The 24,065-nt window shown below is 45.0% G+C and carries 19 protein-coding genes; 9 read left to right on the top strand and 10 right to left on the bottom strand.

From position 1 onward, the window contains the following. The first annotated feature begins 36 nt into the window (after positions 1-36). The 3 genes from umuD (at position 37) to WG68_RS13185 (ending at position 2,171) form a co-directional block, all read left to right on the top strand. On the top strand, positions 37-468 hold the full coding sequence (umuD, locus tag WG68_RS13195) for a translesion error-prone DNA polymerase V autoproteolytic subunit (protein WP_046558182.1): 432 nt from the start codon (positions 37-39) through the stop codon (positions 466-468). Further along, positions 465-1,742: a translesion error-prone DNA polymerase V subunit UmuC gene (gene umuC / locus WG68_RS13190; RefSeq protein ID WP_046558181.1), complete on the top strand. Its 1,278-nt coding sequence runs from the start codon at positions 465-467 to the stop codon at positions 1,740-1,742. The genes umuD and umuC overlap by 4 nt, the downstream gene beginning before the upstream one ends. 219 nt (positions 1,743-1,961) lie before the next feature. Then, entirely contained in the window at positions 1,962-2,171 is a 210-nt protein-coding gene (locus WG68_RS13185) for an antitoxin Xre/MbcA/ParS toxin-binding domain-containing protein (RefSeq protein ID WP_046558180.1), read from the top strand. Positions 2,172-2,434: 263 nt separating this feature from the next. Here the strand turns inward: WG68_RS13185 and WG68_RS13180 are convergent, their stop codons facing one another. Genes WG68_RS13180 through WG68_RS13165 form a run of 4 tightly spaced genes read right to left on the bottom strand, consistent with a single transcriptional unit; the run spans position 2,435 to position 13,377 of the window. Continuing rightward, positions 2,435-4,645, bottom strand: coding sequence for a hypothetical protein (locus tag WG68_RS13180; protein ID WP_046558179.1), 2,211 nt, complete (start codon positions 4,643-4,645; stop codon positions 2,435-2,437). 14 nt (positions 4,646-4,659) lie between these two features. Next, positions 4,660-8,853 (bottom strand): DEAD/DEAH box helicase, encoded by a 4,194-nt coding sequence (locus tag WG68_RS13175; RefSeq protein ID WP_046558178.1) that lies wholly within the window; start codon positions 8,851-8,853, stop codon positions 4,660-4,662. Then, on the bottom strand, positions 8,840-11,602 hold the full coding sequence (locus tag WG68_RS13170; RefSeq protein WP_046558177.1) for a hypothetical protein: 2,763 nt from the start codon (positions 11,600-11,602) through the stop codon (positions 8,840-8,842). The genes WG68_RS13175 and WG68_RS13170 overlap by 14 nt, the downstream gene beginning before the upstream one ends. Before the next feature lie 35 nt (positions 11,603-11,637). Next, positions 11,638-13,377: an HsdM family class I SAM-dependent methyltransferase gene (locus WG68_RS13165; RefSeq protein WP_200897598.1), complete on the bottom strand. Its 1,740-nt coding sequence runs from the start codon at positions 13,375-13,377 to the stop codon at positions 11,638-11,640. A gap of 267 nt (positions 13,378-13,644) precedes the next feature. Here WG68_RS13165 and WG68_RS13160 point away from each other — a divergent pair, with 267 nt between their 5' ends. From WG68_RS13160 to WG68_RS13150, 3 genes are read left to right on the top strand one after another with little or no spacing between them, the layout of a single operon-like run. Next, positions 13,645-14,574 (top strand): hypothetical protein, encoded by a 930-nt coding sequence (locus WG68_RS13160; protein ID WP_046558175.1) that lies wholly within the window; start codon positions 13,645-13,647, stop codon positions 14,572-14,574. 5 nt (positions 14,575-14,579) lie between these two features. Continuing rightward, positions 14,580-14,831 (top strand): hypothetical protein, encoded by a 252-nt coding sequence (locus tag WG68_RS13155; protein WP_046558174.1) that lies wholly within the window; start codon positions 14,580-14,582, stop codon positions 14,829-14,831. Continuing rightward, positions 14,824-15,165 carry a hypothetical protein gene (locus WG68_RS13150; protein ID WP_046558173.1) on the top strand — a complete coding sequence of 114 codons (342 nt, stop codon included), beginning with the start codon at positions 14,824-14,826 and terminating at the stop codon, positions 15,163-15,165. Before WG68_RS13155 ends, WG68_RS13150 begins: the two co-directional genes overlap by 8 nt. 135 nt (positions 15,166-15,300) lie before the next feature. On the opposite strand, the gene WG68_RS13145 is transcribed toward WG68_RS13150, so the two are convergent. Together WG68_RS13145 and WG68_RS13140 are read right to left on the bottom strand one after the other, a co-directional pair. Continuing rightward, positions 15,301-15,894, bottom strand: coding sequence for a hypothetical protein (locus tag WG68_RS13145; protein WP_046558172.1), 594 nt, complete (start codon positions 15,892-15,894; stop codon positions 15,301-15,303). After that, the gene (locus WG68_RS13140) at positions 15,894-16,613 is read right to left on the bottom strand and encodes an AHH domain-containing protein (RefSeq protein ID WP_046558171.1); all 720 of its coding nucleotides are present in this window, start codon (positions 16,611-16,613) and stop codon (positions 15,894-15,896) included. The genes WG68_RS13145 and WG68_RS13140 overlap by 1 nt, the downstream gene beginning before the upstream one ends. Positions 16,614-16,731: 118 nt before the next feature. On the opposite strand from WG68_RS13140, the gene WG68_RS13135 reads away from it, so the two are divergent. After that, a complete protein-coding gene (locus WG68_RS13135; RefSeq protein ID WP_046558170.1) occupies positions 16,732-16,974 on the top strand; it encodes a hypothetical protein in 243 nt (80 codons plus the stop codon). A 173-nt stretch (positions 16,975-17,147) separates the two neighbouring features. Here WG68_RS13135 and WG68_RS13130 read toward each other — a convergent pair whose 3' ends face one another. The 4 genes from WG68_RS13130 to WG68_RS19165 form a co-directional block, all read right to left on the bottom strand. Beyond that, positions 17,148-17,486, bottom strand: coding sequence for a type II toxin-antitoxin system RnlB family antitoxin (locus WG68_RS13130; protein WP_046558169.1), 339 nt, complete (start codon positions 17,484-17,486; stop codon positions 17,148-17,150). Positions 17,487-17,491: 5 nt separating this feature from the next. Next, positions 17,492-18,565: a type II toxin-antitoxin system RnlA family toxin gene (locus tag WG68_RS13125; RefSeq protein ID WP_046558168.1), complete on the bottom strand. Its 1,074-nt coding sequence runs from the start codon at positions 18,563-18,565 to the stop codon at positions 17,492-17,494. A gap of 240 nt (positions 18,566-18,805) precedes the next feature. Continuing rightward, entirely contained in the window at positions 18,806-20,179 is a 1,374-nt protein-coding gene (locus WG68_RS13120; RefSeq protein WP_046558167.1) for a DEAD/DEAH box helicase, read from the bottom strand. Then, complete coding sequence (locus WG68_RS19165) at positions 20,179-20,679, bottom strand: hypothetical protein (RefSeq protein WP_052749089.1); 501 nt, start codon at positions 20,677-20,679, stop codon at positions 20,179-20,181. Before WG68_RS19165 ends, WG68_RS13120 begins: the two co-directional genes overlap by 1 nt. Positions 20,680-20,802: 123 nt before the next feature. Here WG68_RS19165 and WG68_RS13110 point away from each other — a divergent pair, with 123 nt between their 5' ends. Both WG68_RS13110 and katG read left to right on the top strand, forming a co-directional pair. Further along, positions 20,803-21,117, top strand: a complete 315-nt coding sequence (locus WG68_RS13110; protein WP_046558166.1) for a helix-turn-helix domain-containing protein — start codon at positions 20,803-20,805, stop codon at positions 21,115-21,117. Positions 21,118-21,826: 709 nt separating this feature from the next. Then, positions 21,827-24,016 carry a catalase/peroxidase HPI gene (gene katG, locus WG68_RS13105; protein ID WP_046558165.1) on the top strand — a complete coding sequence of 730 codons (2,190 nt, stop codon included), beginning with the start codon at positions 21,827-21,829 and terminating at the stop codon, positions 24,014-24,016. Positions 24,017-24,065: the final 49 nt, after the last annotated feature.

The raw sequence follows: 24,065 nt of genomic DNA, 5'->3' as shown, positions 1-24,065 counted from the left end.
ATATACTGTATTTATATACAGTTTTTTGAGGTTTGTATGTCAGCAGTATACCTTGGTGATGCCAGTGTTTGGCCAAAACGTAAGATCCCACTTTATGGCGACCCGGTAAAAGCCGGGTTTCCTTCGCCTGCGCAAGACTATGTTGAGCGCACACTCGACTTAAATGAGCTATGTATCCGCCACCCGAATGCAACCTTCTTTGTTCGTGTCAAGGGCGACTCGATGATAGAAGCCGGCATTTATGAAGGCGATGTCCTGGTGGTAGACCGCTCCATTGATGCCGAGCATGGCGATATCGTTGTAGCTGCAGTGGGCGGTGAGTTTACCGTGAAAGAGTTCTGCACACACCCGTCACTTGCTTTACTGCCCCGCAACCCGGCATACAAGCCTATAAGACCTCGTAACGGCGAAGAGCTCAGCATTTTTGGTGTTGTGACGAACGTTATCCGGCAAATAAAATGTAAATGAGCCAACATATTTTCGCCCTGGTCGATTGCAATAACTTCTATGCCAGTTGTGAAAAACTGTTTCGCCCAGACCTGGCTGATACACCTGTTGTTGTGCTGTCTAACAACGATGGCTGTGTGGTAGCCCGCTCCAGGGAGGCGAAAAAGCTGGGTATCAAAATGGGCGTCCCGGTATTTCAAGTGCGCGAGCTGATGCAAAAGCATGGCGTAGTTGCCTTCTCATCCAACTATGCGCTCTACGCGGATATGTCGCAGCGGGTGATGAGCTTACTAGAAAGCCTGGCACCCCGGGTTGAGGTATATTCAATCGACGAAGCATTTCTCGATCTCACCGGGGTAGACTTCAGTCAGAACCTGACTGAGTTTGGTTTAACTGCAAGACAGCTAGTACAAAAGTGCACAGGTATCACAGTATGTGTCGGCATTGCCCCTACCAAAACATTGGCCAAACTTGCTAATCATGCAGCCAAGACCTGGCAGAAAACCCGCGGTGTAGTCGATTTAACCAGTAAAGAACGCCAGCGCAAGCTGCTAGCATTACTGCCAGTGGATGAGGTCTGGGGTATCGGCGGCAAGCTGACAAAACGCCTGCAGCAGTTGGGCGTCGACACCGCATTGCAGCTGGCTGATGCCGACCCTAAGTTTATTCGGCAACATTTCTCGGTTATGGTTGAGCGTACCGTGCGTGAACTTAATGGTGAGTCTTGTATTGCACTGGAGGAAATGGCGCCGACGAAAAAGCAGATTGTCAGCAGTCGGGCTTTTGGCGAACGAATCACCGACAAACAACAAATGCGTGAAGCGATTAGCGAGTACATTAGCCGCGCCTGCAAAAAGCTGCGTCAGGAGCAGCAAGAAGCAAAGTACTTAACCGTTTTTCTGCGAACCAGCCCGTTTAGTGATAAAGATGCACCTTATAGCGCCAGTAAAAGCGTTGAGCTTGACAGTCCAACTGGCGATACCAGAATTTTCCTGGCAAAAGCTATGCAGCTTTTAGATGGGCTCTGGCTGGATGGGTATCGCTACGCCAAAGCCGGCGTAATGCTTTCCGACTTTTACGACCCCGGTGTGCATCAACCAGGCCTTTTTGATGAGCCGCTTATTAAAAAAGAATCAGACCACCAATTAATGCAGCTGATAGATAATTTAAACGCCAAACATGGTAAAACCATTTGGTTTGCCAGCCAGGGTACCAAGCAGGACTGGAGCATGAAGCGTGAGTTACTGTCGCCGGCCTACACCACCAACTGGCGCGATTTACCAGTAGCAAAGTAAACGCGAAGATAGCGAAGTACTGCTGTGACACCGTGCTCATTTGAACTTATAATTCATTCGTCACAACTGACCTGGACTAGGAAACTGGTGTTGTCGATGCCGGAGCAATGTTCCCCCAGCCCGTGAGCGGGAAGGCTCCCCGGCTCTATACAATTCTAGGCATAGTTCGATAAGCACTCAGCAAAACAGCAATCCACTGCGGGTATTTAAGGCAAGCACATGCAAAACAATCAAACTTGTTCAGAACTGCAGCTCGAGCATGAGCTAGATGTCATTTTTAATAACGACATAGCTCAGATTAATGAGTGGCTTGATACGCCAATACCAAGGTTAGATGGCCAATGTCCCCGCAGCCTGCTTGCTACAGCCGAAAAACGCGATGAACTAATTCAAGTTCTGCACGAGATGAAGTTAGGGGAAATGATTTAATAGCTGCTTTGAACATTAATGCCGCTCGTAGATGCGGTAAATTTGAAATACAGTGGAGAATTTGACCGAAAGTTGCACCATGATATGGCCATAAGTCCCGAGTTGGGTACGACAACTCTTGATCTGATAATTAGGTTTCCGTTTAGAAACTCACACAAAAGCTCATAAATAAGTATTTATCCTCCCCGCAAAGCATGCCCTGTTTAGTTTATTAAACAGGGCATGCTTAGGATATGCAATCAGTGTTAAGGCTGAAGTACTAGTTAATACTTTGCAGCTATATCTAAATAGCCGTTGATCGGTACACTCCGCTTATCAAAGCGGGCTGTACCACCTATGGACCGCAGAACTGACCGAGATAGGAGCTTATTTCCAGCAATACAGGATGTCTCTGGCATCATTATGCAATCAGGGCAAGCACCACCTCTACCAGTACACAAAGAACCGGTGCCACATTGTGTTGCTTTCGGACTCAACATTGCGGTCAGCATTGCTGATCCTGAGTTACGCCAAAGTGAGGACAGGTTACCCAAGTCCATAGTTGTGCCATTGCGGTAGATGACAAAAGCCAAGTCAGCAGGAAAAATGTATTCCCCCAAAGACCCAAGGTCGAGTCCAGAATATTCAGATACATGCTTCATCAGCAAGTGCGAATAACTATGGAGCAAGGTGTACAAATAGAAATATACTGGTGGTGTTGTAGTTTCAGGTAAGTTGTCTAAAAATGGATTCATCTGCTTAGCTGCCCCTAGCAGGCCCGCCCCAATTTTCTCTCCGTCATTGAGCGTGAACATATCCGGGCAATTTAGACTGCCAAGCCATTCAAGAACAAGTTCTTCTTTCAGACGCACATATAATGCCTCATTGCTCTGTTGCACTACATAGACAGGATACCTCATCCTGTCGTTATATCTCACAGGCGGAAACAAATTGAGGCGAACGGGCATATTAATACCCCGTTTGTCTTGCAGAATTGGTGTAGACTCCATTCTCGAATACCCGAAGCTAAATCGGCACAGATCAAACTCTCTAATTAAGCCCATGTCTTCGATACCAAGTTTATCAAGCAATGTGCTTGTTACATTCTGTAGCTTTTCTGTCTCTTCTGTGTTTTCAGGAGCTAAGTCTGTATCTAACCGAGTGAAAGACACGTAAGGTTTTTTTCCATTTGCCCGAGTTTCTACATCTAATCGTGTGTTTTTAAGTGCTGCGTGCTCAACAGCTAGACGGAAAGGATCGAATTTCGATGCGAAAAGTGATTGTCTGTTCTGAAGATTTGAGACAACCGACAGAGGAAGATCTAACTTAGGTAGCAAGATCTGTCTTTGGCGCAGATCATCAACGATGCGTTGACGATTATTATATGCAACGTCTAGCAGCCCTTTCAAAGAGGCTCGGAATGCTTCCGGTAAATTCTCAGGCGGCTGTTCTGCTGCTTTAATTTGTTGTACGGCTGACAAATAGTCGGCAAGATCCTTTTGGCACTCCACTTTACCTTCACAGGCCTTTTGAACATCTCCATCCGTGAAAGGTTGAGCTGCAAATCCAAACTGTTTTGCTAAAAAATCTTTGAGTTCTGATTCTCTCTTCGGTTGCAATGTGGTTAGCAACTTCTGGCTACCGTCTTTAAAGTCGATAAACAAATCAGATTTGATATAGTACGCACTGGATGCACGATATGGAGTCGCCTGCATACGCACTTCAGTCAGCCGCTCCGGCGCCATAGCAGGACCAATAATACGTATAGTAGCAACATCATTCTGTAGCCATTTCGGAGAAAGCGGCTTGTCACAGGCTGCGCATTCAAAAAACCAATCACCAATACCAGCGGATCGCCGATTCAATTTGAACAAATAACTCCCGCAAACACAGCTATCTCGGCGCTTGACTGCTTTACCTTCGCTATCGTTCCAATGCCATTGGCCTGGAAAAGCTGCTTCCCAATGACCTGACCAGTGCACGAAAATAACGTCAAGCTGCTCCCAATCGCATCGGCCGGCCCTCTTGGGGTTTGGGCAATATTTGGGGGTGAGTTTATCAATTTTACTATCTAGATCGCTGAGAGTCTCATAATCCTGAAATATCCCACACGTTCGACAAACGAAAGTCAGAGGTGCCGGCGTGTACTCCATATGTGAAGGACGGCACAGATAGAAGCGATCTTGGCCAGGCAACTGAAACTCTGCCTTTGTTTGGTCCAAGAGGACTTGATCGACGCACTGAGCTGGCAAAACTTTATTCTTAGTAGGGTCATTATTCCTTGCTGACAAAGCAGTGTTGAACCAAGCAAGTCCGAGTTCTCTCATTCGTTCGAACACTAGAGTCATAGTCGACTCTGGCAAATCCGCAAACTCTCCGGCCGTAGAGCGAGCAATACATGCCCCTATTCCACCTTCAAAGGTAAAGAAGCTCTCTGGAGCGTAGGCTGTCGCAAGTTGATTACGAGACCTGTTCATTGTTTTGGCTTTGGCCATATTATTATCTCCCCTTAGCTTCTCGCTTCCGTTGCTTCATCCGTCGAATCGATATCGGCCCCGTCACCACGCCGAATAAATTTCATTGCCTTATATGTCATTCCTTCGCGAACACGCTTGTCAGACGCATCAATGCTCGATTCATGTATAAGGCCTGGTTGGTCTACATCACGTAGCGACGTCATCGGTCTCAAAAGGCTATCGCGTATGGCAAAAAACTGACCCAAACGAGTACCATTTACCAGCCGAGCAACGTTTAAATCTTGTTGGTAGTGTGTGAGTTGCTCCTTAAGTAGCGAGTAGTAGTACGTCTTTCCTTTAAGGGTAGGTGACAAAGAAAGACCTAATGCTTTTGCCATAAAAGTTTCAAGAGCTTCCATGTTGGCAGGAACTGCAAGAAAGTCTCGTACATCCGGAGCCATAAAATATGTTGGGCTGTTGTGCTTTATGCTGTCTTCTGCCAGACACAAGCGTTCGATAGCGTTAATACCACATACGTATTGCTGGAAGAAGCTTGGCATCACTCTTATTAGGGCTTTCTCTGCCCACCTATCAATCGCCGCTGGCAAAATCATTCGTTCAAGAAACCGATGAAAAATGTCGTGGATTTCTAGAACAAACCTATCGCGATACCTCTGGGGCACAGGCACTAGCAACGAAAAGCCCACATGTGTACGACCAACACGCGATGATGCTTGGATGTACTCCGCAATATCGGACGGGATACCCGCAAAGAACATTGCATTGAACTCTTCTACGTCAACTCCGTGTGAGATAGCAGACGTAGCGATGATAGACCGCAACGTTTCTTTAAGATCAGGGAATGGTTTGCCGGTGCTAACGCGCATCTCCGCTCGTCGAACAATATCTTGAATATCAGCTGCTGAGACTGAACCAGATATTAGCTCCGAGTTCAACGATTGATTCGAATAACCACAAGCATGGTGAAGTTTCTCGAATTGGACTTTTTCAGTATCAATTACCTGGTCACCTCCTTTCTTGTTGGTAACATAGGTTAGTGCAATCCTATGCAGATCAACCAACGTCAGTAGTGTTGAAGCATCTGCACCTTTAAGCATTCGAATGAACTGAGACTGCAGTGGGCCAGGCGACACCCAACGAATAAGCTCATTCCTAGCTATATCTAGATCGCATTCGTCCTCACTGCGAAGACGTTCATATAATCCCGTAACCATTAGATGATAATGTCCAAGCACTGAAGCCATGGCTACTGTGTGACGGTGACCGTTAGTCAACACAGAAGCATACACTCGGGCCCAGTGACTGCGGAGTTCTACGTCATCGATAGGAATTTCTGAACGCTCCGCATCGTCTTCAGTATTGCCTGGTTGTAATGGTGTGGCATAAAACGAACCGTATAATGTGTGCCCAGGATATGGGAATTGGATAGTATGATTCCGTTGGTAGAGATGACTCATTTGGCGTTGAGGCTCACTAACCGTTGCCGACGCAGCAATAATTTTTATTTTTCGGCGAACATTCGAGTCTGGTTCATATGAAAGATAGCCTTTCAACAGTGGTGACAGCTGGTCAAAGGAAGCTTCTAATGCAGACTCAAACAAACCCGAAAAAGTCCCTAAGGACTCGTCTAACAAATGGGCTTCGTCCTGAATAAGTAGGCTAGGATATGGGTCGAAGAAAAGTTTTTCGCCCGAAGAAAATGATGGAAATAGTTTTCGTGAAGTGGTACTCACCGACTCCGACCAATCTTTAGGCTTCATAGGGATTAGCAATCGCTCGCTTCCTGTTTCGGCGAGGGGGGCGAAACCGAACATTCCATAAAACTTGCGGATTGTTCCCTGTGACTGCCCGATAGCAGCGAGTTTATCTACAGTGCCCAGAAGTACAGATGGAGCTAAGCCGTAGATATCTTCGTCGACAATATAGAATGGTAAAGGTGTTGGCTTTGCAAATCTTGCATTCCAAGAACAGTTGTCTTTTGTTGCCGTGCAGTAATGCCCTAACGAATTGCCACCAGTACCAGAGTGACGGCGGAGTGCCAACAAACTGCCGTCTCTGTTGCCACAGAATGGACACGAAGATAGCTTGAGCCAGCGCTCACGAGCACTTTTATAAGGCTGTGAATCTTTCAGGTTGAGCTCTGAAGCTGGCAAAGCTATGTCGTCTGCTGGCACATCATTGTATCCGTCTTCAGAATGCCAATTCGGTGTGTTGCTACCGCCGACCCAGAATCCAAGCGAGAACGGTTCACCTGGATGACAGCGCATGTGTCGCACTTCTTCAGCTGCCCCCATCGTTGAGAATGTGCGACGTGCTTGCTGCAGGGTGAGTAGCCGCAAAGGATAACGCATTAGGGCAGAAACCCCTCTGTGTTTTCCTCTCAGTCGGTCAAGGAACAGCACGTATACAAGCAACCCTAAAAAAGCTTCAGATTTTCCGCCGCCTGTCGAGAAGTAAAGTAAAGTAACTGCATTAGCATTTTTCGCGACTTCGGGTGTGTAAAAGCTATGGAATACTGGTATTCGAGTGGCGAATGCAGGAATAGAAGAAAGTATAAAAGCAAGCTGGAAAAGTCGCCATTCATCGTAGCCTTTCGATTTTGAAACTTTAGCCATTGCAGCATTCATTGACAACCAAGCCTCGAAAGGAATACCAAGAGGTGATTCCTGGACACCAGGCCCGCTCCAATGCGAATGTGACTTTTCAAGTATCGCGATACCACAGCGAATTGCAGCTAGCTCACTTTGCCATGCAACGATATCCTGCTGCAGTTTTTCTTTCTCAGCTTTCAGCTGCTCATTCGCATTGGGTCCATCCAAACCCTGCTCTACAGGGTGATTTTCAACCTCGTTTATCCACTCCTCAAAGGTAGTCACAAGTGGTTTTAACCCCTGCAAGCAGCCAGGTAATGACAGTTTTTCGATACTGCGTTCTACTGCCCCATTAGTGGGGATAATTCTGGGCAGCACATAACGCGGTGTCCATGTAGTGGATAGCTTTCGTAATCCTTTATTGGTAGTTGACGTTATGCCGCCATTAAATCCCAGTGCTGGGTATTTGAGATATTGATTGTAACGGTAAGATGGTTTCACTCGATCCAAATGCATTAACAGATGATCTACTGCGGGAAGAGTCGCGGATACAGAAACTTGAAAAAGTGAGGGCTCCAACTCTTTAAAATTTTCCTTTGTGAGTGGAGCTGTCCAATTTTCCAGTGCAAGATGGATCGTCATGCGTGTAGTATCGATCGGATCCTTCATCACATTAACGACCCAACGAAGCTCAATTTGCGGTACAACAATTCTTAGATTAGACGTTCGCACTCTCTCTAGGTATTCTTTCCAGTTTAGAACATCGGACGGTTTAATTCGTGAACGTCGGTAACCCCATAGCTTTCCACCCGTTTCAGTGTCTAAGCTATTCGCCCAATCAGAAATCTGCTTAGCTATCGCCTCATTGAGAAGTTGAGTTGCTTTCTGAGCGTCGGTCTCGGCCGTTGCTGTCGTGAAGCTGAATGATGGTAGTGAGAGCTCTAGTCGAAGCCATTTGGGAGGAGGGGCGATGTCCTCAGCTAGATTGTCTGGCATATTTGCCCAAACTGTAACTTCTTGGGTAGGGGGTGTTTCTTCCACCTCGCCATTATTACCTTCTACAACTTCAGTTTCTGGTTCCTCCTCCAAAGAGGATCGATCCCGAGTATTGTCGAAAGGCAGTCCCATAGACTCATAAACATCTTTACGAGTCTGATAACTTTTGACCGACCACTCTAGATGCTTTTTACCACCTGGTAATTCATTTACGAGTTTGCTAAGGGCATCCTTTACTCTGCGACGAATTTCGTTGCGAGCATCTCGAGTAAGCGGGAATGTTGCTTCTAATCTCCCGCCAGGCTTCACCTCTTCTTCTGTAGGCAGAATGCGGAGATATACTGCTCCTGTTAATGAAACGCTTATCTCAGTGTCGATAGCTGCAGCTCTAACCTGAAAATCCATGCCATGTGCGCTAATACGAATTGGGTCAGCTTCTTCGTCGCCATCACGCTCTTCATCCGGCATTGGTAAAATGAATTCTGACATAAGTGCTGAACTTGGCTTCGCACTGTATATGACCTTATAAAATTCCCCTCGACCTGCTAAACGTGCGGATAAGCCATTTAGTAGGCTGTCAACTACTGCTTCCTTGTAAGCCGGATGAATATCGCGAGGGTTCTTGCTAAGAATCGGCACTTTTAAGTTCCTTCTTGTTTTTAGTTGCACGTGCCGTAGGAGACACAACATTTTCAACTTTGAAAACGCACTGAAGCGCATCTTGCTGAAGTTCCAAAAGGACTTCTTCAGAGATTTTTCGGTATACTATTGCACTTTCTGGCTGAAAGAGTATTTCAGCATATCTAGCGACCAGTTCTCTTCCAAGGGACTGATTCAGGCGACGGGCATTCTTCACAAAACCCCAATGACGCTCAGCATCGTCGTCACTAATAGCCAATGCCTTACAGAATATTTTGAAATACCTAGCATCTCTGGGGGCGTGAGGGCGTGAGTCGTTGTGTAGAGATAGTGCTAACCAATAATATACGCGTCCGGGTCGACATTTCTTTGCATGAGAATCTATTTCGACCATCCTAGTATGTATCTCACGTGCAAGCACTGAACGTTTCGACGATTTAAAAAACAACTCACACCGTCTCTGAACATCATCATGATAAAGTTTGAGTAGCATGCGAGTTGGGCTAACCATAGGGTCCGTAAGCTCTTTGTTTAAATGCAAACATGACTCTAACTTGTTGCGTAACTCATCACTCATGTCGAAAATGAAATCGCCTGGCTGAATAGTGCTAGCTGCCGCACGCCGGAACATCGGATCTTGTTCTGGCATGTAACGATAGACCCAGCCAGATATGTATGTTCGACGACCACCTTCCAAATCAAATAGATGGAATGAAGAATCATCACTCTGGCAAACTTGTCCTGTATCGTCAAATTGGAATGTCATTGAAACTTCACGAAGCTTGTTAATATTGATCGGGTTCGGAACCTCTGCCAATCGACGCTTAAGTTCTTGAGCTAACAGCCCAATCCTTCCCCTGTAAGCTTTGAACTCATCGATCTCTTTCATCGAGATTAATGTTTTAAGTGTGGACTCAGCTTGACGATAGGCAACAAGTACAGCAGTACCATGCGGTATTTTAGGATGAGTCAAGAGGACACGTATTACATCTGGGTTTATCCCAAGGAATACAAAATGATTGCTTACACAGTCACTTGTCAGTGACTTAGCAACCGCGGAAAGGGTATGCCATTCAAGCGTTGGCTCAACTGCTGCCCAATTATCACCAAATTTGCGTTGTAGAAAGCTACGAGCAAAAGACATGTAGTAGTTATTTGGTAATACTAATGAAATTCCCCGTTTACCTGGTCTACTTTGTTTTTTTATTTCGGTGAACAAGCGTGCAGCTAATGGGGTTGCGTCATTCCAGTCATCTATAAGCTTGTCTGTGCGTTTTATCGCATCTTCAACGGATTGCCGAGCTTGATTTAATACGCCTGAATGGAGCGCTGCAAGTAATGCTAATTTGACAGGTGTCCAAGCATTACGATTGTTGTTGTAGCTATAATCCTCGTTATCTGTTGACGCTGAAGTAAAATCTGAATAACCAGCTGGCATGTTCGACATGCGCAGAATATACATAACGGCTTGAAGAAGAGCATTGTATGCTGGTGTATCTTCGTCTCCAGCGAAAGCCATCAGATTTTGAAATTTAAGCGCAAGCTGAGATGCATCTCGGTCTACGATGCTTATACTGAAGTTTGAATTACTTCTCAGGGTTGGCGTCCAATTTGCCTCCTCAGGATTAACCGAGAGCAAAACATCTTTAGATTCTGCTGCCAGCACTTTAGTCGCGAACTCCAATTTGACTTCATTTAGTTGTGCACGGAAGACAAAGAACGTTTTCGGATCATCTGTTACGATGACAGAACCGCTATCCGACAATCCATTTTCGCGGGAATAACGTAAGTAGTCTGGGATGCGCTTGACTGCACTGTAATTTGTTTTTGCTGCAGCATCAGTTGCATCAAACAGCAAGACATCTGGTTTGCCTGAGTTTCTTAAAGCTGAAGACTTGAGTGCACTTTTCCAGCCACCTCTTTTTGCTGTATGGTGCAAGGCCATAAGAGCGGCGGGAGCCTTATTTGGAATACCCCATTCTGACCTTACTCTTTGGCGAAGAATACGTCGTTTTACAAGGCGATCTACATTTGAAAGAGTACGTTCAAGTGGACTGTCAACCGGAGTAATCCACTCCTGCTTTGTAGGGTCAAATACGAATGTCGGAACAAGCTCAGCTAGTGACGGGTTTGGAAGCTCAGGGTGCTGTATTCTAATATCATTAACGGCGCCAAGAAGAGCAATGAAAGACTGAGAAGATGTACTGCTTAGTTCGAACGTTGAGCCATTGTGAACTGACCATAATGATCTGAATAAATTGCTCAGCTGGACTTTGTCTGCCAGAACGGAATGAAGAGCGCCTCTGCAAGCATGAGTGGCTGGAAAGAGTAAAGTTCTAAATCCGCGTAGGTCAGATGAAAATTGTCGCTCCAAGTTGGCTAAAGCATGGAGCAAAGGAATTGAATTTAACTTCGCCGGCCACACTAAGCAAAGAGTTGTACTTTTGTTTTCTGCAGCTTCTAACAAAGTGTTTACCAGGTCAACAGTCCATGGTTGAGGCACTATAGGCTTTTCAGTGGTTCTGCATTGAAATTCTATATTGGCACTGCCAAAGCGAATTTGTCCCTCAGTATCTCTTCCTTGGTCGGATTCTAGTATTGGGCAACATGAGGCTTTGGTATTAAGACAATGTTGATTTTTCCGAGCCGCGGCTTGACGAGAAATGATCTTGCGAACGCGAGCTGTTAGCTCGGCTCTGGATTTGGCTCTGTCTGCAAGACGTTTAGCTAGAGACTTAGAGTCATACATTTGAAAGGCCCTCCGTGCCAAACATTCTCAATTTCTTATATGAGTTGATAGGCCAGAACCACAGCTTCATCCCAATCTTTCCCATTCAACAAAGCTTCACGGAGAATGGCTGGATCTGGCAGTGCGAGTTGGTTCAGCTCAAACACGGAAACATTTGTAGCACCAGAAATACATCGAAAGTAACGATCTACAGTATATGTGCTCAGGAGTTCCACCAAGTTAGTCGGAGTGAATTCCGGCTGTTCGACTACTTGCTCAAGGATCACTACATGATTCTCGCCTACAAACCCACCATATGTATCGAAAATATCTTGGCTTACGATAGCAGCAACAAGACGACGAGGCTGATCATTCGAAGTTACACGTTGCAACAGTACACAAGGTGATTTAATCACCGAAGAGCTATTTTTCAAACCGATATCTACAAACCGGTGTTCAACGTTCCACGTAGGGTTTTTTTCTATTTTAACAACGCCTCTAGAGGAAATGTCACGTGACCAAAGCAATGGGGCAACAGAGTCGGCATTAGCTAACTTTGCCTCCTCTAAAGATTCGAATTTCGGTCGCTTGTCTCGGTTCCAGACATAGGCGCCAATCCGTACTTTGAAGCCGTAGTCAGCCAATCTGAATTTTGAGGCAGACAGTTTCTTAACTAAAGTTACGTCCTCAATAGACCGTGGAATTGGCCACGTTAAACCATGATTAGGCAGGACGCAGTCACCAACGCTACTATATTTACCAGTAGCAGACACCACCGAGACATTGGCATGTGAATGCGCAGGATTTTTCTCAATTCTCCGACGTAATATAGTCAGCGCGGTCTCTTGCTCGACATCCATAAAGACACCCTGTCTATCACTGACCATACCGATATGTTCAATAGTTGTGTTATTGATCAGAAATTTACGCAGTTTGCTGAAATATTGGCCTGAAAGAAAGCTTGTCGGCGTAACAAGTGCTGCTCGTCCCCCTTCTCTTAATAAACGTGTGCAAAGCGCGATGAACAAACAGTATAGATTGGGTTGTGCATCAATTACTTCTGAATAGTCAGAGCGTAAAGGACTTAGCTCTTCTGCAGTCATTTTACGAAACGGAGGGTTGCAAACTACGACATCAATTTTACCCAACCTGGATTTAAGACTGCTGAGTGAGTTTGCCTGATAAACATTGAATTTTGGAGCAAAGTTAGTGCTTTGGATCTCATTATAAAGTGCCATGCAAAGAAAATGTTTGGAGAGCTCACAAAGAGTTGAATCTAAGTCAGTACCATGAAGGTGTTCCTCGATGTGTCCGAGAATTTCTCTTGGTGTAAACCCTCTTTCCAACAAAGCTGCTCGCATTCGAAGTGCAATCGGTGCCAGGAAAGCCGCACCTCCACAGGCTGGGTCCATGAATGATTGACTCCCAAAATCAGTTCCTTGATCTGCTAAATCAGTTAGCAATCCCTCGGTCAATGATACCGGAGTGAAAAACATTGCCATCTTCTTGCGATAGCTATCGTCAGCAAGAATCGCATAAGTCGAACTGAGCCAATATGTGGCGTTCAGAAATCCAATTTCGTTTAAGAGGATAACAAATTCTAGTAGCTTCGGCTCTGTAGCGATCGATGGTGAATACGGCATTGATGGCGCAGGGAGAGCAGAGAAGGAATGATTACACCAAACTCTTAATATAGTCCCTATGAGTGTCGCTGCATCGATGCCGTATTTCTGCTGAAGTAACCTTAATGCTCGTATTCGTCGTTTGATAGACAGCTTTAATTGTAGATTTACCAAAATCGCCGCCTACCAATCCAAGTGTTGGCGTTCCAAGAGTCGTCAGTCCATGCGATCGTCATATACTTTCCTTAGTGACTTCATCTACCTAAAAACCATGTCATCACGCCATTTGCTGTTCATGGACGAACACAACTTTGGAAACGAAGCAAAGTGCTAATAAATACGAAATTTGTGTCTTTTTGTGTGGTTTTAAACCTAATATGTCAAGTATCTTAGTTCTTGTCCATAAATTTTGTCCAAAGAGATTGGAGACTAAAAGTTGATATGAGTAACAATAATCACGATTCAGAGAACATTGAAAGCCAGAAGAAGCTGGGTGCAAAACAAAAATTTACCATATCGTACGATATGCCAGAAACAGAAGATCATACAATTGATGCCGTTGTTTTAGGTAAAAGTCTCATAAGTATGGCTGAATTAATTAAAGAAAGTGACAAAATACTTAATGGTGAACACTCCGAGGTTCAGATTGATGTGAAAGCTAACAAAGAGGGCTCGTTTGCAGTCGAGTTTGTTGCTTGGTTACAAGAAGGCGGAATAGATGTACTAAAAACGATAGGGATAACAGCTGCTTCAACAACAGCTGCGGGAGCAACCCTGTTTGGCATTGTTAAACATCTGCGAAGCAGAAAAATTCAAACCTCTTTAATCCAAACACAAAATGGTTTTACGAAAGCACTTTTAACATTAGAAGATGGTACTCAGATGGAGTGTGATCCTCGCGTTAAAGAGCTTCTTAGCTCGCATAGTGTGAGAAGCAAGCTTGCAACGGTAATCGAACAGCCCGCTAAAAATGCAGAGGGGGCTAAAATAAAAGTATTTTCTGGAGACAATGATGAAGAAACCTTTGTAATTGAGCAAGAAGATGTCCCATCATTTAAAGCTCCTACAAAGCGACTATTTCAAGAAACAGAAGTTACTAATCGCGCCGCAAATGTAGTATTTATTCAGATAAACAACAGTAGTCGTAATGGCTGGCGAGCTTTGATCAGGGATGAAGAATTTGCAGTCAAGATGGACGATGAAGGCTTTATGGAGCGAATGAATGCGAAACAAGACTTTCCAGTTAAAGATGAAATGTTTGAAGTAGATTTGGAAACAACTAAGAAAATCTATGATGGAAAAACTTCATATTCGTATAGAATTACAGAAGTGAAACGCCATCGCACCACCCAAGATAGGAAAATACTCTGAGCCTTATGGAACCGATCCTAATCGAAGCATTGATGTGGATAACTTTGTTATTAGCAACACCCGCTATTTGGTGGGTGTTTCGCACGGTTGGGGAAATTTTAGGACAGGTACTTTTCCCGGGAAAATTAATTGAAATTAAGTATGAAGATGATGATGGGCAGATTGTCGTAACCAAGGTTAATTTGGACGATGACGATGAATTGGTTAAAGTGTTATTACGAGCAAAAAAACACCAGTCAGGAGGGGTGAATGTCTAAAGCTTCTACTTTCCTGGGGGTTCCAATGGCTGCGCTTGTATCTGCAGCAATTTTCGCTACAGAACTATACAATTGTCCACACAAAGAAATCGTCATACCTGCTTTGCCGTTGATATTTGCGATTACCGTCACCGCGCTTAAGTATTTTGCCGTTTATTTCCATGTAGACAGCAGGACGGAGCGTAGAATTAAGAAACGTCTGATGAAGCTCAAAACAGCCCTTAATGATCCAAACTCTTCTGAAGAGGCCAAAGCCAGCTACCAAAAGCAATTTGATGAGGCGAATCAGGCCCTGATTAATTCTGACAATGCTGAGATTTCATCTATTGGTTAGCTCATGCCGTATTTACGATCCGATAAAGAGCCTGCAGTTGATGGCGAAGTGATTGACTACAAACTGACTTATGTTGTTAAAAGGCAAGGCCCGGTCTTACACCGAGCGTCTTTGCCGTGTTGTTCACGTTCATTGCTAGAAAATGCCAGCTAGATCCTCGTCGAACTCTATACCAGCTAAGTTGTGATTATCATATATCACTTTAAAGCTATCCGTTACAAACAGGCCGTGAGTGCCATACAATTCTGACTTAAATACTGACTTGTCGGCCAATGATTGCTGCTCAAATACCAATGTCTCAACACCACACTCAAACCCGTCTTCGTAATGACGTACTGTCTTTGTGGTATCTTCTTTCGCAAACTGCTGCGGAACAAAAATGTACATCTGCATATAGCCGACCTGAAGCGCTAAAAACTCTCCGGCATCAGCCAGCAGGTTTTTAAAAGCGTTATAAGCCTCTTCTGACAACAGCAAGTATGAGCCCCAGAAGGACACATCCGGTACCGGTAATCCTTGCTGGTATTCTGATGCCAGATCGCACCTGCTCGGTGTCCATTTATCCAGTAAACTTTCATTGGTTCTGGGTTGGCGCCGTACTAATGATAAATCTTCATCGCCAAGGATGTCAGCGAACGCAAATAGATCCAGCTCGGGGACTTCATAAGAATTCTCAACAGGCTTTAGTCGATATACTGTTATTGTCTTTTCCATTAATTCATTTTCCATCAGCCAGTCTTCCTCTCAAGAATATCAGCTGGATGCTCCCCTGTGCGAAGTTCACGCTTTACTGTTTGTAACCGTGACAAGAATACTCGCTCCGGCAGATTATCGTTTGAGAACTTCGACGCAATCCAGGTTTCATAGTTGTAGGTATGAATTGGTCTGTGTGCCGGCGATTCAGGTGTGGCCCAGTCATCAGCAGTGTTCTTAGCGAAGTTACGCAGCCAGATCCCATTTAGTGGGTCATTGATCCCAATACCAAAGGCATGCAGATTCAGTCGACTCCTAATAATCAGATCTTTTCGATGTTTGCCGGACCCCGGGATGATATGGTGAGCCTCATGAATTGGCGTTGGTTTAGGCTCACCAACGGCAAGTAAGTTTCTGGCCAACATCTTTGTTGGATGATGGTTTTCGGTTGCCAGTTCCCGAACAGACTTCGACTCGTTAGATTTGCGATAAGCCGTCAGATTTTCCTGGTACATAATGTGAGCAGCAATTTTACGGCGCTCCAAACGTAAGTGTTGCCAGTCTTTATCCCGCTTAGCTATGCGTTCAGCCCTCTGCTTTGTCGTCTCGTTAGCTGGAGCCTGGCTGTTTCTGCCGTTATGAAATTCACTGGCTTTAAGCTCGTACTGATAAATAATCATATCAAGTGGCGATGGGTTTTCAGGTCGTACAGGCCTTGGGAAACTCACATACTGAATTGGTTGGCTCGGCTTCATGCTGAAGATTGCTCCTGCGGACTTTTGCTGAATTTACAGCGATTTTAAATTCATAAAGTCTTTACATCAACCATATTAACACCTAGTTTTTACTATATATTAACCTTTGGGGCTGAATATGGATTATTCATTAGTATCGGACAAGCAAGCGGTCGCGCTTTTGAGTGAATGGAAAGAGATAGGCCATGACTTACCAAGCTTAGCAAAGCTAAAGAAGACGACAGCGTCTAATGGCATCATCGTACTGATACCAGGGTATAGATGTAACCAGTGGTATCAGGTTGGAAAGCCATTTTCAGCCTATCGCGATGCGATGGTTTTTTTTGGCGAACTGCTTGATAAAACTTGCTCTAAACATTAGCTCAAACCACGGGAAGGCATTGTGCTAAATACCCGAAAATTACCAAAATCAGTCATGTAAAGAAACCAAACGCAAGCATTTAACTAAGAAATTTTTACCAAACAAGCCTCGATGAAATTGCTCGTTCTGGCTAACTCAACCATTTTTATACGGGGTAAACCAGCCTGGTTGAGTTAGTGCGTGAATTTATAAATTTCGGCTGTAGAAAGCACACTACCAAGAAGAAAAGTGTGATCTTGTTTGGCAAGAGTATCCTGTTCACTTTGTATATGTGGGTTTACTTCAGATTCAACAGAAAACGAAGATCGAATAAATGCACAATCACTGAATTTCATCGAAGCAAAACGGTTAGGGGCTAATCCATTGACAGCAAGCAGATCAAACAGCACATTGCCCTCGAAATCAAGTTTTTCGAGTTCAACAGCCAGCTGTTTTAATTGACGCAAAGGATGGAAGTCTGCGGTTGCAGTTATGACTGCTATTCCACCAATAACGCGTATTGTTTTGATCATAAGTCTCACATTGTCGCTGTGTACAGGTTGTCAATTGCTTCATAGGCATCTTTAGATAAAGCGATAGCTTTATCTAGGGTGTCAACCATCCTACTACTAGAAACTAACTCTTCCATATGGAATAACGTATGGCGATTCTTTCTGTAGAAAGTATAACCGTTATTTAACGCATATTCCATGCCGGAATTTGCAACCAGAGTGGAACATTCAGGCTTCAAAGTGCATATACCATTTCTGACATCAAAAAAATCACCAAAACCATTTTCTGCATCATGCACCGACATACTGTATTCAGACATTTTCTGTTTCAGAACACCTTCCAACGCTCGGAGATCTGGATATAGTAATAGGCAATAATCTGGGAGCTGGGGCGAGGCAAGCTTCACACAGCAGCCAGAAATGAGTAGCTTTCTAACTAGATCTGGTAAATATTGATAGCTTTTAGGAAATAAGCTTTTTACGTAATCTTCAGCCATTTCTTTCCTAACTATCTCAGCGCTACTTTCGTCTTGACGATATAAGACTTGTTCTAAACCTTTAAGATCCAGCAAGTCTGTTAGCATGAATATGACCCGGCGATAGCAAGATAAGGGTTTCCCTTGTATTTGCAAAACCCTTGTTTGTCGATGATGAGTGAGAGTCAGTTGATCTTGATGAGAGATGCTTCTTAAGGTCACCAGCTTGCACTTGTCATCGTCTCGTTTGATTTCCATCTCAATATCTGTTGACTCCACAACACAGTCCAGAATTGGGTCAAATGAACTCGCAGTTATCCCCTTCAGAGCAAAATTTACGTTTTCAAATTCTGCAGGATCTATCGTAGCTTTAAGATAGACAGCAAATGTTTCGCCGAGCCCATGATTCTTACCGAGTTTCCAATGAATCGTTGTTGTACCAGACTTGTTTAGGTGCAGGTCTACCGTAGCAAAATCCAATCCAGCTGCACCAAAAACAACTCTTTTCTTATTTGGTGTTTCTTGAATTTCGCCATCTAGCTGAAAACCATTCAACTCCAAAAATTTATAGATCGCGGGGATAAGAATTTCCCTATTTAAGTTCAGATCTTTGTAATCAGACATGGTTTCCCTTCCCTATAAGCAATGTGCGGAATAAATAGTAAAGTTGTTTAAAACGAGCCTAACATGTTTCAAGACGAAATTCTTACACATTGCTTTTAGGCATTAAAGATAATTAATTGTGGTTTATCAACATACTAGAGACCCTCGGATTTTAGCCCTATCAATTTATGGTTCTCGCTCAAAAAAGACTCCAGCCCAATAAGAATTAACAATTAAATGTAATGACGAAATTAAACACGTTCAAGCCGTCCCAGTTGAAAATATCGAAAACACCTGCTGCCTGTAATTGCCTTTTAGGCTAAATAGTAATGCCGAGTTGGCTAGATTCTCTTCAGGCTCTGAGGCATAGCAATTCCAACTTTCACCCAAAGCCTGAAATTTAGTGTTTTGAGAGGAGTTAATGCCAGTTCCTATACTCAAAGGCGGCTCAGGGCTTGCTGGCGACTCTTCCTTTTCAAAGCGAATTATTTTTTCCGGAATGTCTTGCTGTAACCGCTGTGCAAATTCCAATAGGGATTTTTCTGCGAAACTTATTAACCATGCCTTATTGTTTGCTAGCCCCGGCATTAATCGAAGTACCCGACCAAGTACCTGACGGAAAAACAATTCGGTTCTTACCAAACTAAGGTGTGCACATACCCGAAGCCTTGGTATGTCAGTACCCTCTGAGACCATTGAAACACTGACTATCCATTGGCTGTGGGATGTCCTGAAATTTTCAATAACTGCTTGAGGAGATGGCTCACGGTAGGTAACCATTACAGTCGTTTGATTAAATTCACTCTGTAATATGTGTTTTATTCGCCTTGCCTCACGTACTGAACTTGCTACGACCAAACCTGCAGCGTTAGGCTGCTCTTGTCTTGCGATGTGGAGCTGCTGCACTGCTACTGTTAACAGATGACGCAAAGCCTGACTGTCCGCCAGGAGCTCTGAATACCGAAGCTCAGAATGCTCAATTGCTGACTTAAGCGATCCATAGGTTTCCTCATTTACCTGCAACTTGTCATTGTCTATCAAAACGACTTCAGGCAGCCGGCATACACCATCATTTATAGCGTCTGCAATGCCATAGACATAGTCACAGTGAATCGTCTTATCTGGGTCGATATAGCTCGCCAGAGTAATTGGCGCCAGATCACTGCGCCATGGCGTGCCAGTCATCGACAGTATGTACTTTGCCTGACTCCCCAAACTGCGCAGAACCTCTCGTCCCCAGGCGTTGGCAAATTCTGGCTCGTCACCACCACAGTGATGAATTTCATCAAAAACCACTAAGACCCGACTTGTTGTCAAAAAGCTCCAGTCAGCTTTCTTACTGCTCGCGAGGTATTGATAAGTATAAACTCCGCCGGCGGCGCCTAGTTGCCCATGCATAGACTTAGCTAATACTGAATAAAATGTTGTCCGCATGCTATTAAGCACGGCAACTGAGGGGGCAAAGCACACTACATAGTCAATTTCATTGGCATCAAACAAGCGCTTTGCAACTACCGCAGCCATTACTGTTTTACCAGCACCAGGTGTCGCTAATGCCATGAAATGTCTTTGCCGACGCTGAAACTTTTGAAGTGCCAATGATGCGCAGTCTTCTTGCCATTGACGTAGCTGCATTAATTAAAATCCTGCAGAACGCTCTCTATGGCAGACAGACGTCCCTGGTACAAAACAGCACGTTCTTTTGCGGACATGAATTTTGACTGAAGGGAATGCTTGAGTTCTGGGAACTCCCTGGACAGCTCCTGATACTCCTGGGCCTCTGCACTGGCAGAAGCAAGAGCGGTGCTGTAATCATTAAGCTTTCTCTGCAATGCCACTAAGTCCGGTTTTATGTTGGTTGCTGCGGGAATTGCAGCGGTGCTCATGGTTTCTGCTAACTGTTGGCCATTGTCACTCAATGAATAGGTATTTTTCTGAGGTTCTGTCGGATGTTTGCTTACCGTTAAAACACCTTCTTGGCTCAGCACCCATACCTGTTTATAGACTTTTATCCCCAGGTGTTTACTTGAAGTAGCTGTTATAAGACCAGTGCATAACGATTTTAAGTCGCTAATCGTGAAATTATCTAGTCGATGCTGATGAATAAGGGCAAGCAACGTTTTACGAACTGACATACTACATTTTCCTGACAGTTATGGATGCGGATCGGATATAGCAAAACTTAGGATTCCTAAGTATACTCTACTATCAAAAACTAAGACAATCTAAGTATTCCGGTATCAGAAAATGAACATCCTTTGGCATCACATACACCTTTCCCAATTCGACTTAAACAGGCCAGAAAAGCGAAAGCCCTCACACAAAAAGAGCTTGGTATGCGCATTGGGCTCGACATTAATACTGCTAGCAGCCGCATGAATCATTACGAGACTGGCCGGCACCTGCCTGACTACGATATGGCCAAGAAACTAGCAGAGGAGTTAGACGTCCCTGTTGCCTACTTCTATTGCGATTCTGATGAAATGGCCAAGTTACTGATGTCGTTTCATAAGCTAACCACAGAGCAACAGCAAAAGGTGCTGGAATTTATCAATGCCCAAAAGGGAAGTTAATATCACTGTTCTGGAAGGTTAAACTGGTGCCCCAGACAGTTCTTTTGCTCTGAAGCAGATCCATATAAAAATCAGATCCCATTAAGATCTTTTATTATTCTCAGAAACGCTCGATTTTTTAGCTTTGCTAAAAGTGTCACAAGTAACAGAAGTTGTGATTTTGAGTGCATTAAACGCAGGTAAGATTAAAGAAAACGCCCAAGCAATTTAGCTTGGGCTAGTCTCATGTCCCTGGTGGTCTGCAGGTCGCAGTGATGTACCAAGGCCCTCGGTTTAAATACTATCTGCTTTTTAATACGGTATCAATTACATTAGGCAATGTGAATTCTTCAGCCTACTACTGGCAAAAACTCTGGAAAGTGATACAGTTGGATCCAGTATTTTTAGGAGAAATCACCGCGATTTGGTGTTTTTCTGGAAAAGGCGCACAACCCTTGTTTCACATAACTTTCCAGATTTATTTCAGAAATGACCTGTGTCGGTATTAGCCTACCATGAGATAATTGCGCTGATTCATTCCTTTAGCACAGTTAAGTACTGCTGCTCAGCCCTCGTTCCAGCTATCAACACCGTCTTAATCATAAAAATTGATTAAGACGGTCATTAAAAGTGGCTTTAATTGTTGAAAAATCAGGTCTATAGTCTGTTGTATATAAAACCGGGAGCCTGTTGTATTCCCATTCGATAAGCACAGTACAAGGAGTAAGACATGGATAACGGCAACAATAACACCGGCGGTAAATGCCCGGTGATGCATGGCGGCAATACTTCTGCCGCGTCAAACGAAATGAACTGGTGGCCTAAGGCCCTTAATCTTGACATTTTGCACCAGCACGACAGCAAGACCAACCCGCTGGGCAGCGATTTTAACTATGCCACAGAATTCAAAAAACTTGACCTGGAAGCGGTGAAGAACGATCTGAAAACCTTTATGACCAGCAGCCAGGATTGGTGGCCAGCTGATTGGGGCCATTATGGCGGCCTGATGATCCGGATGGCCTGGCACAGTGCAGGCTCCTACCGTATAGCCGATGGCCGTGGCGGTGCGGGTACCGGCAACCAACGTTTTGCACCACTGAATAGCTGGCCTGATAATGCTAACCTCGACAAAGCGCGTCGCCTGCTGTGGCCGATTAAGCAAAAATATGGCAACAAATTGTCGTGGGCCGATTTAATTATTCTGGCCGGCAATATGGCGTACGAGTCTATGGGCTTAAAAACCTTTGGTTTTGCCGGTGGCCGCGCCGATATCTGGCATCCGGAAAAAGACACTTACTGGGGCTCAGAAAAAGAATGGCTGGCGCCCTCTGGCAGTGAAGGTAGCCGCTACTCTGGCGAGCGCAACCTGGAAAACCCGTTGGCAGCAGTAATGATGGGTTTAATTTACGTTAACCCGGAAGGTGTCGATGGCCAGCCTGATCCACTAAAAACCGCCCACGATGTGCGTGTCACCTTTGAGCGGATGGCGATGAATGACGAAGAAACCGTTGCCTTAACCGCTGGTGGTCACACTGTAGGTAAATGTCATGGTAATGGCCGCGCAGAAAATCTGGGGCCTGAACCTGAAGCAGCTGAGCTGGAAGAACAAGGCCTGGGCTGGAACAATCATAAAACCCGCGGTATTGGTCGCGATACCATGACCAGCGGCATTGAAGGCGCCTGGACCACCCACCCGACAAAATGGGATAACGGTTACTTCTACTTATTATTTACTTATGACTGGGAACTGAAAAAGAGCCCGGCGGGTGCCTGGCAGTGGGAACCGATCAACATTAAAGAACAAGATAAACCGGTCGACGTGGAAGACCCGTCTATCCGCCTCAATCCGATTATGACTGACGCCGATATGGCAATGAAAATGGATCCGGAGTACCGCAAAATTTCCGAGCGTTTCTACCAGGACCCTGCCTATTTTTCTGACGTTTTTGCCCGTGCCTGGTTTAAATTAACCCATCGTGATTTGGGGCCGAAAAGTCGCTATTTAGGACCAGATGTGCCAACAGAGGATTTAATCTGGCAAGACCCGGTACCCGCTGTTGACTACACCCTAAGCGATAGCGAAATTAGTGAATTGAAAGCGAAGATACTGCAAAGCGGTTTGTCTATTGCTGAACTGGTGGCCACCGCCTGGGACAGTGCCCGCACGTTCCGCGGCTCAGATTACCGCGGCGGCGCCAACGGTGCCCGCATTCGCTTAGCGCCACAAAAGGACTGGCAGGGTAATGAACCGGAGCGCTTAGCGAAAGTATTGCAAGTGCTGACAGCGATTCAGGCTGGCCTGAGTAAAAAAGTCAGCATCGCCGATTTGATTGTGCTTGGCGGTAGCGCTGCCGTAGAGCAAGCAGCCAACGCTGCCGGGGTTGCCATAACGGTGCCTTTTGCACCAGGGCGGGGTGATGCCAGCCAGCAGCAAACCGATATCGACTCATTCGAGGTGATCGAACCCATTCATGATGCATACCGCAACTGGTTGAAAAAAGATTATGTGGTGCAGCCAGAAGAGTTAATGCTGGATAAAACCCAGTTACTGGGTTTAACCGCCCCTGAAATGACGGTGTTAGTGGGAGGTATGCGAGTGCTGGGTGCTAACTATGCCGGCACTAAACATGGTGTCTTTACCGACCAGCCTGGTGTACTGAGCAATGACTTCTTTGTTAATTTAACAGACATGAATTACAGCTGGCAGCCAGCTGGTCGCAATCTTTACAATATTGTCGACCGTAAAACCGGCACGGTTAAATGGACAGCCACCCGGGTTGATCTGGTGTTTGGTTCAAACTCCATTTTACGCTCCTATGCAGAAGTGTATGCGCAGGACGATAATAAACAAAAGTTCGTACATGATTTTGTTAAAGCCTGGGTAAAAGTGATGAATGCAGATCGCTTCGATCTGGTTTAACATTTAGCCGCCGCAAACAAAAACCGCTGCCGGGCAAAGCCGGCAGCGG

This window comes from Arsukibacterium ikkense, assembly GCF_000987775.1.
Classification (GTDB): domain Bacteria; phylum Pseudomonadota; class Gammaproteobacteria; order Enterobacterales; family Alteromonadaceae; genus Alishewanella; species Alishewanella ikkense.
The sequence above is the reverse complement of the archived record's forward strand: the minus strand, read 5'-3'. Positions and strand labels throughout refer to the sequence as shown.

Coding starts and splice junctions, on each gene's coding strand:
- umuD (WP_046558182.1), top strand. CDS start 37: ATGTCAGCAGTATACCTTGGTGATGCCAGTGTTTGGCCAAAACGTAAG.
- umuC (WP_046558181.1), top strand. CDS start 465: ATGAGCCAACATATTTTCGCCCTGGTCGATTGCAATAACTTCTATGCC.
- WG68_RS13185 (WP_046558180.1), top strand. CDS start 1,962: ATGCAAAACAATCAAACTTGTTCAGAACTGCAGCTCGAGCATGAGCTA.
- WG68_RS13180 (WP_046558179.1), bottom strand. CDS start 4,645: ATGGCCAAAGCCAAAACAATGAACAGGTCTCGTAATCAACTTGCGACA.
- WG68_RS13170 (WP_046558177.1), bottom strand. CDS start 11,602: ATGTATGACTCTAAGTCTCTAGCTAAACGTCTTGCAGACAGAGCCAAA.
- WG68_RS13160 (WP_046558175.1), top strand. CDS start 13,645: ATGAGTAACAATAATCACGATTCAGAGAACATTGAAAGCCAGAAGAAG.
- WG68_RS13155 (WP_046558174.1), top strand. CDS start 14,580: ATGGAACCGATCCTAATCGAAGCATTGATGTGGATAACTTTGTTATTA.
- WG68_RS13150 (WP_046558173.1), top strand. CDS start 14,824: ATGTCTAAAGCTTCTACTTTCCTGGGGGTTCCAATGGCTGCGCTTGTA.
- WG68_RS13145 (WP_046558172.1), bottom strand. CDS start 15,894: ATGGAAAATGAATTAATGGAAAAGACAATAACAGTATATCGACTAAAG.
- WG68_RS13140 (WP_046558171.1), bottom strand. CDS start 16,613: ATGAAGCCGAGCCAACCAATTCAGTATGTGAGTTTCCCAAGGCCTGTA.
- WG68_RS13135 (WP_046558170.1), top strand. CDS start 16,732: ATGGATTATTCATTAGTATCGGACAAGCAAGCGGTCGCGCTTTTGAGT.
- WG68_RS13130 (WP_046558169.1), bottom strand. CDS start 17,486: ATGATCAAAACAATACGCGTTATTGGTGGAATAGCAGTCATAACTGCA.
- WG68_RS13125 (WP_046558168.1), bottom strand. CDS start 18,565: ATGTCTGATTACAAAGATCTGAACTTAAATAGGGAAATTCTTATCCCC.
- WG68_RS13120 (WP_046558167.1), bottom strand. CDS start 20,179: ATGCAGCTACGTCAATGGCAAGAAGACTGCGCATCATTGGCACTTCAA.
- WG68_RS19165 (WP_052749089.1), bottom strand. CDS start 20,679: ATGTCAGTTCGTAAAACGTTGCTTGCCCTTATTCATCAGCATCGACTA.
- katG (WP_046558165.1), top strand. CDS start 21,827: ATGGATAACGGCAACAATAACACCGGCGGTAAATGCCCGGTGATGCAT.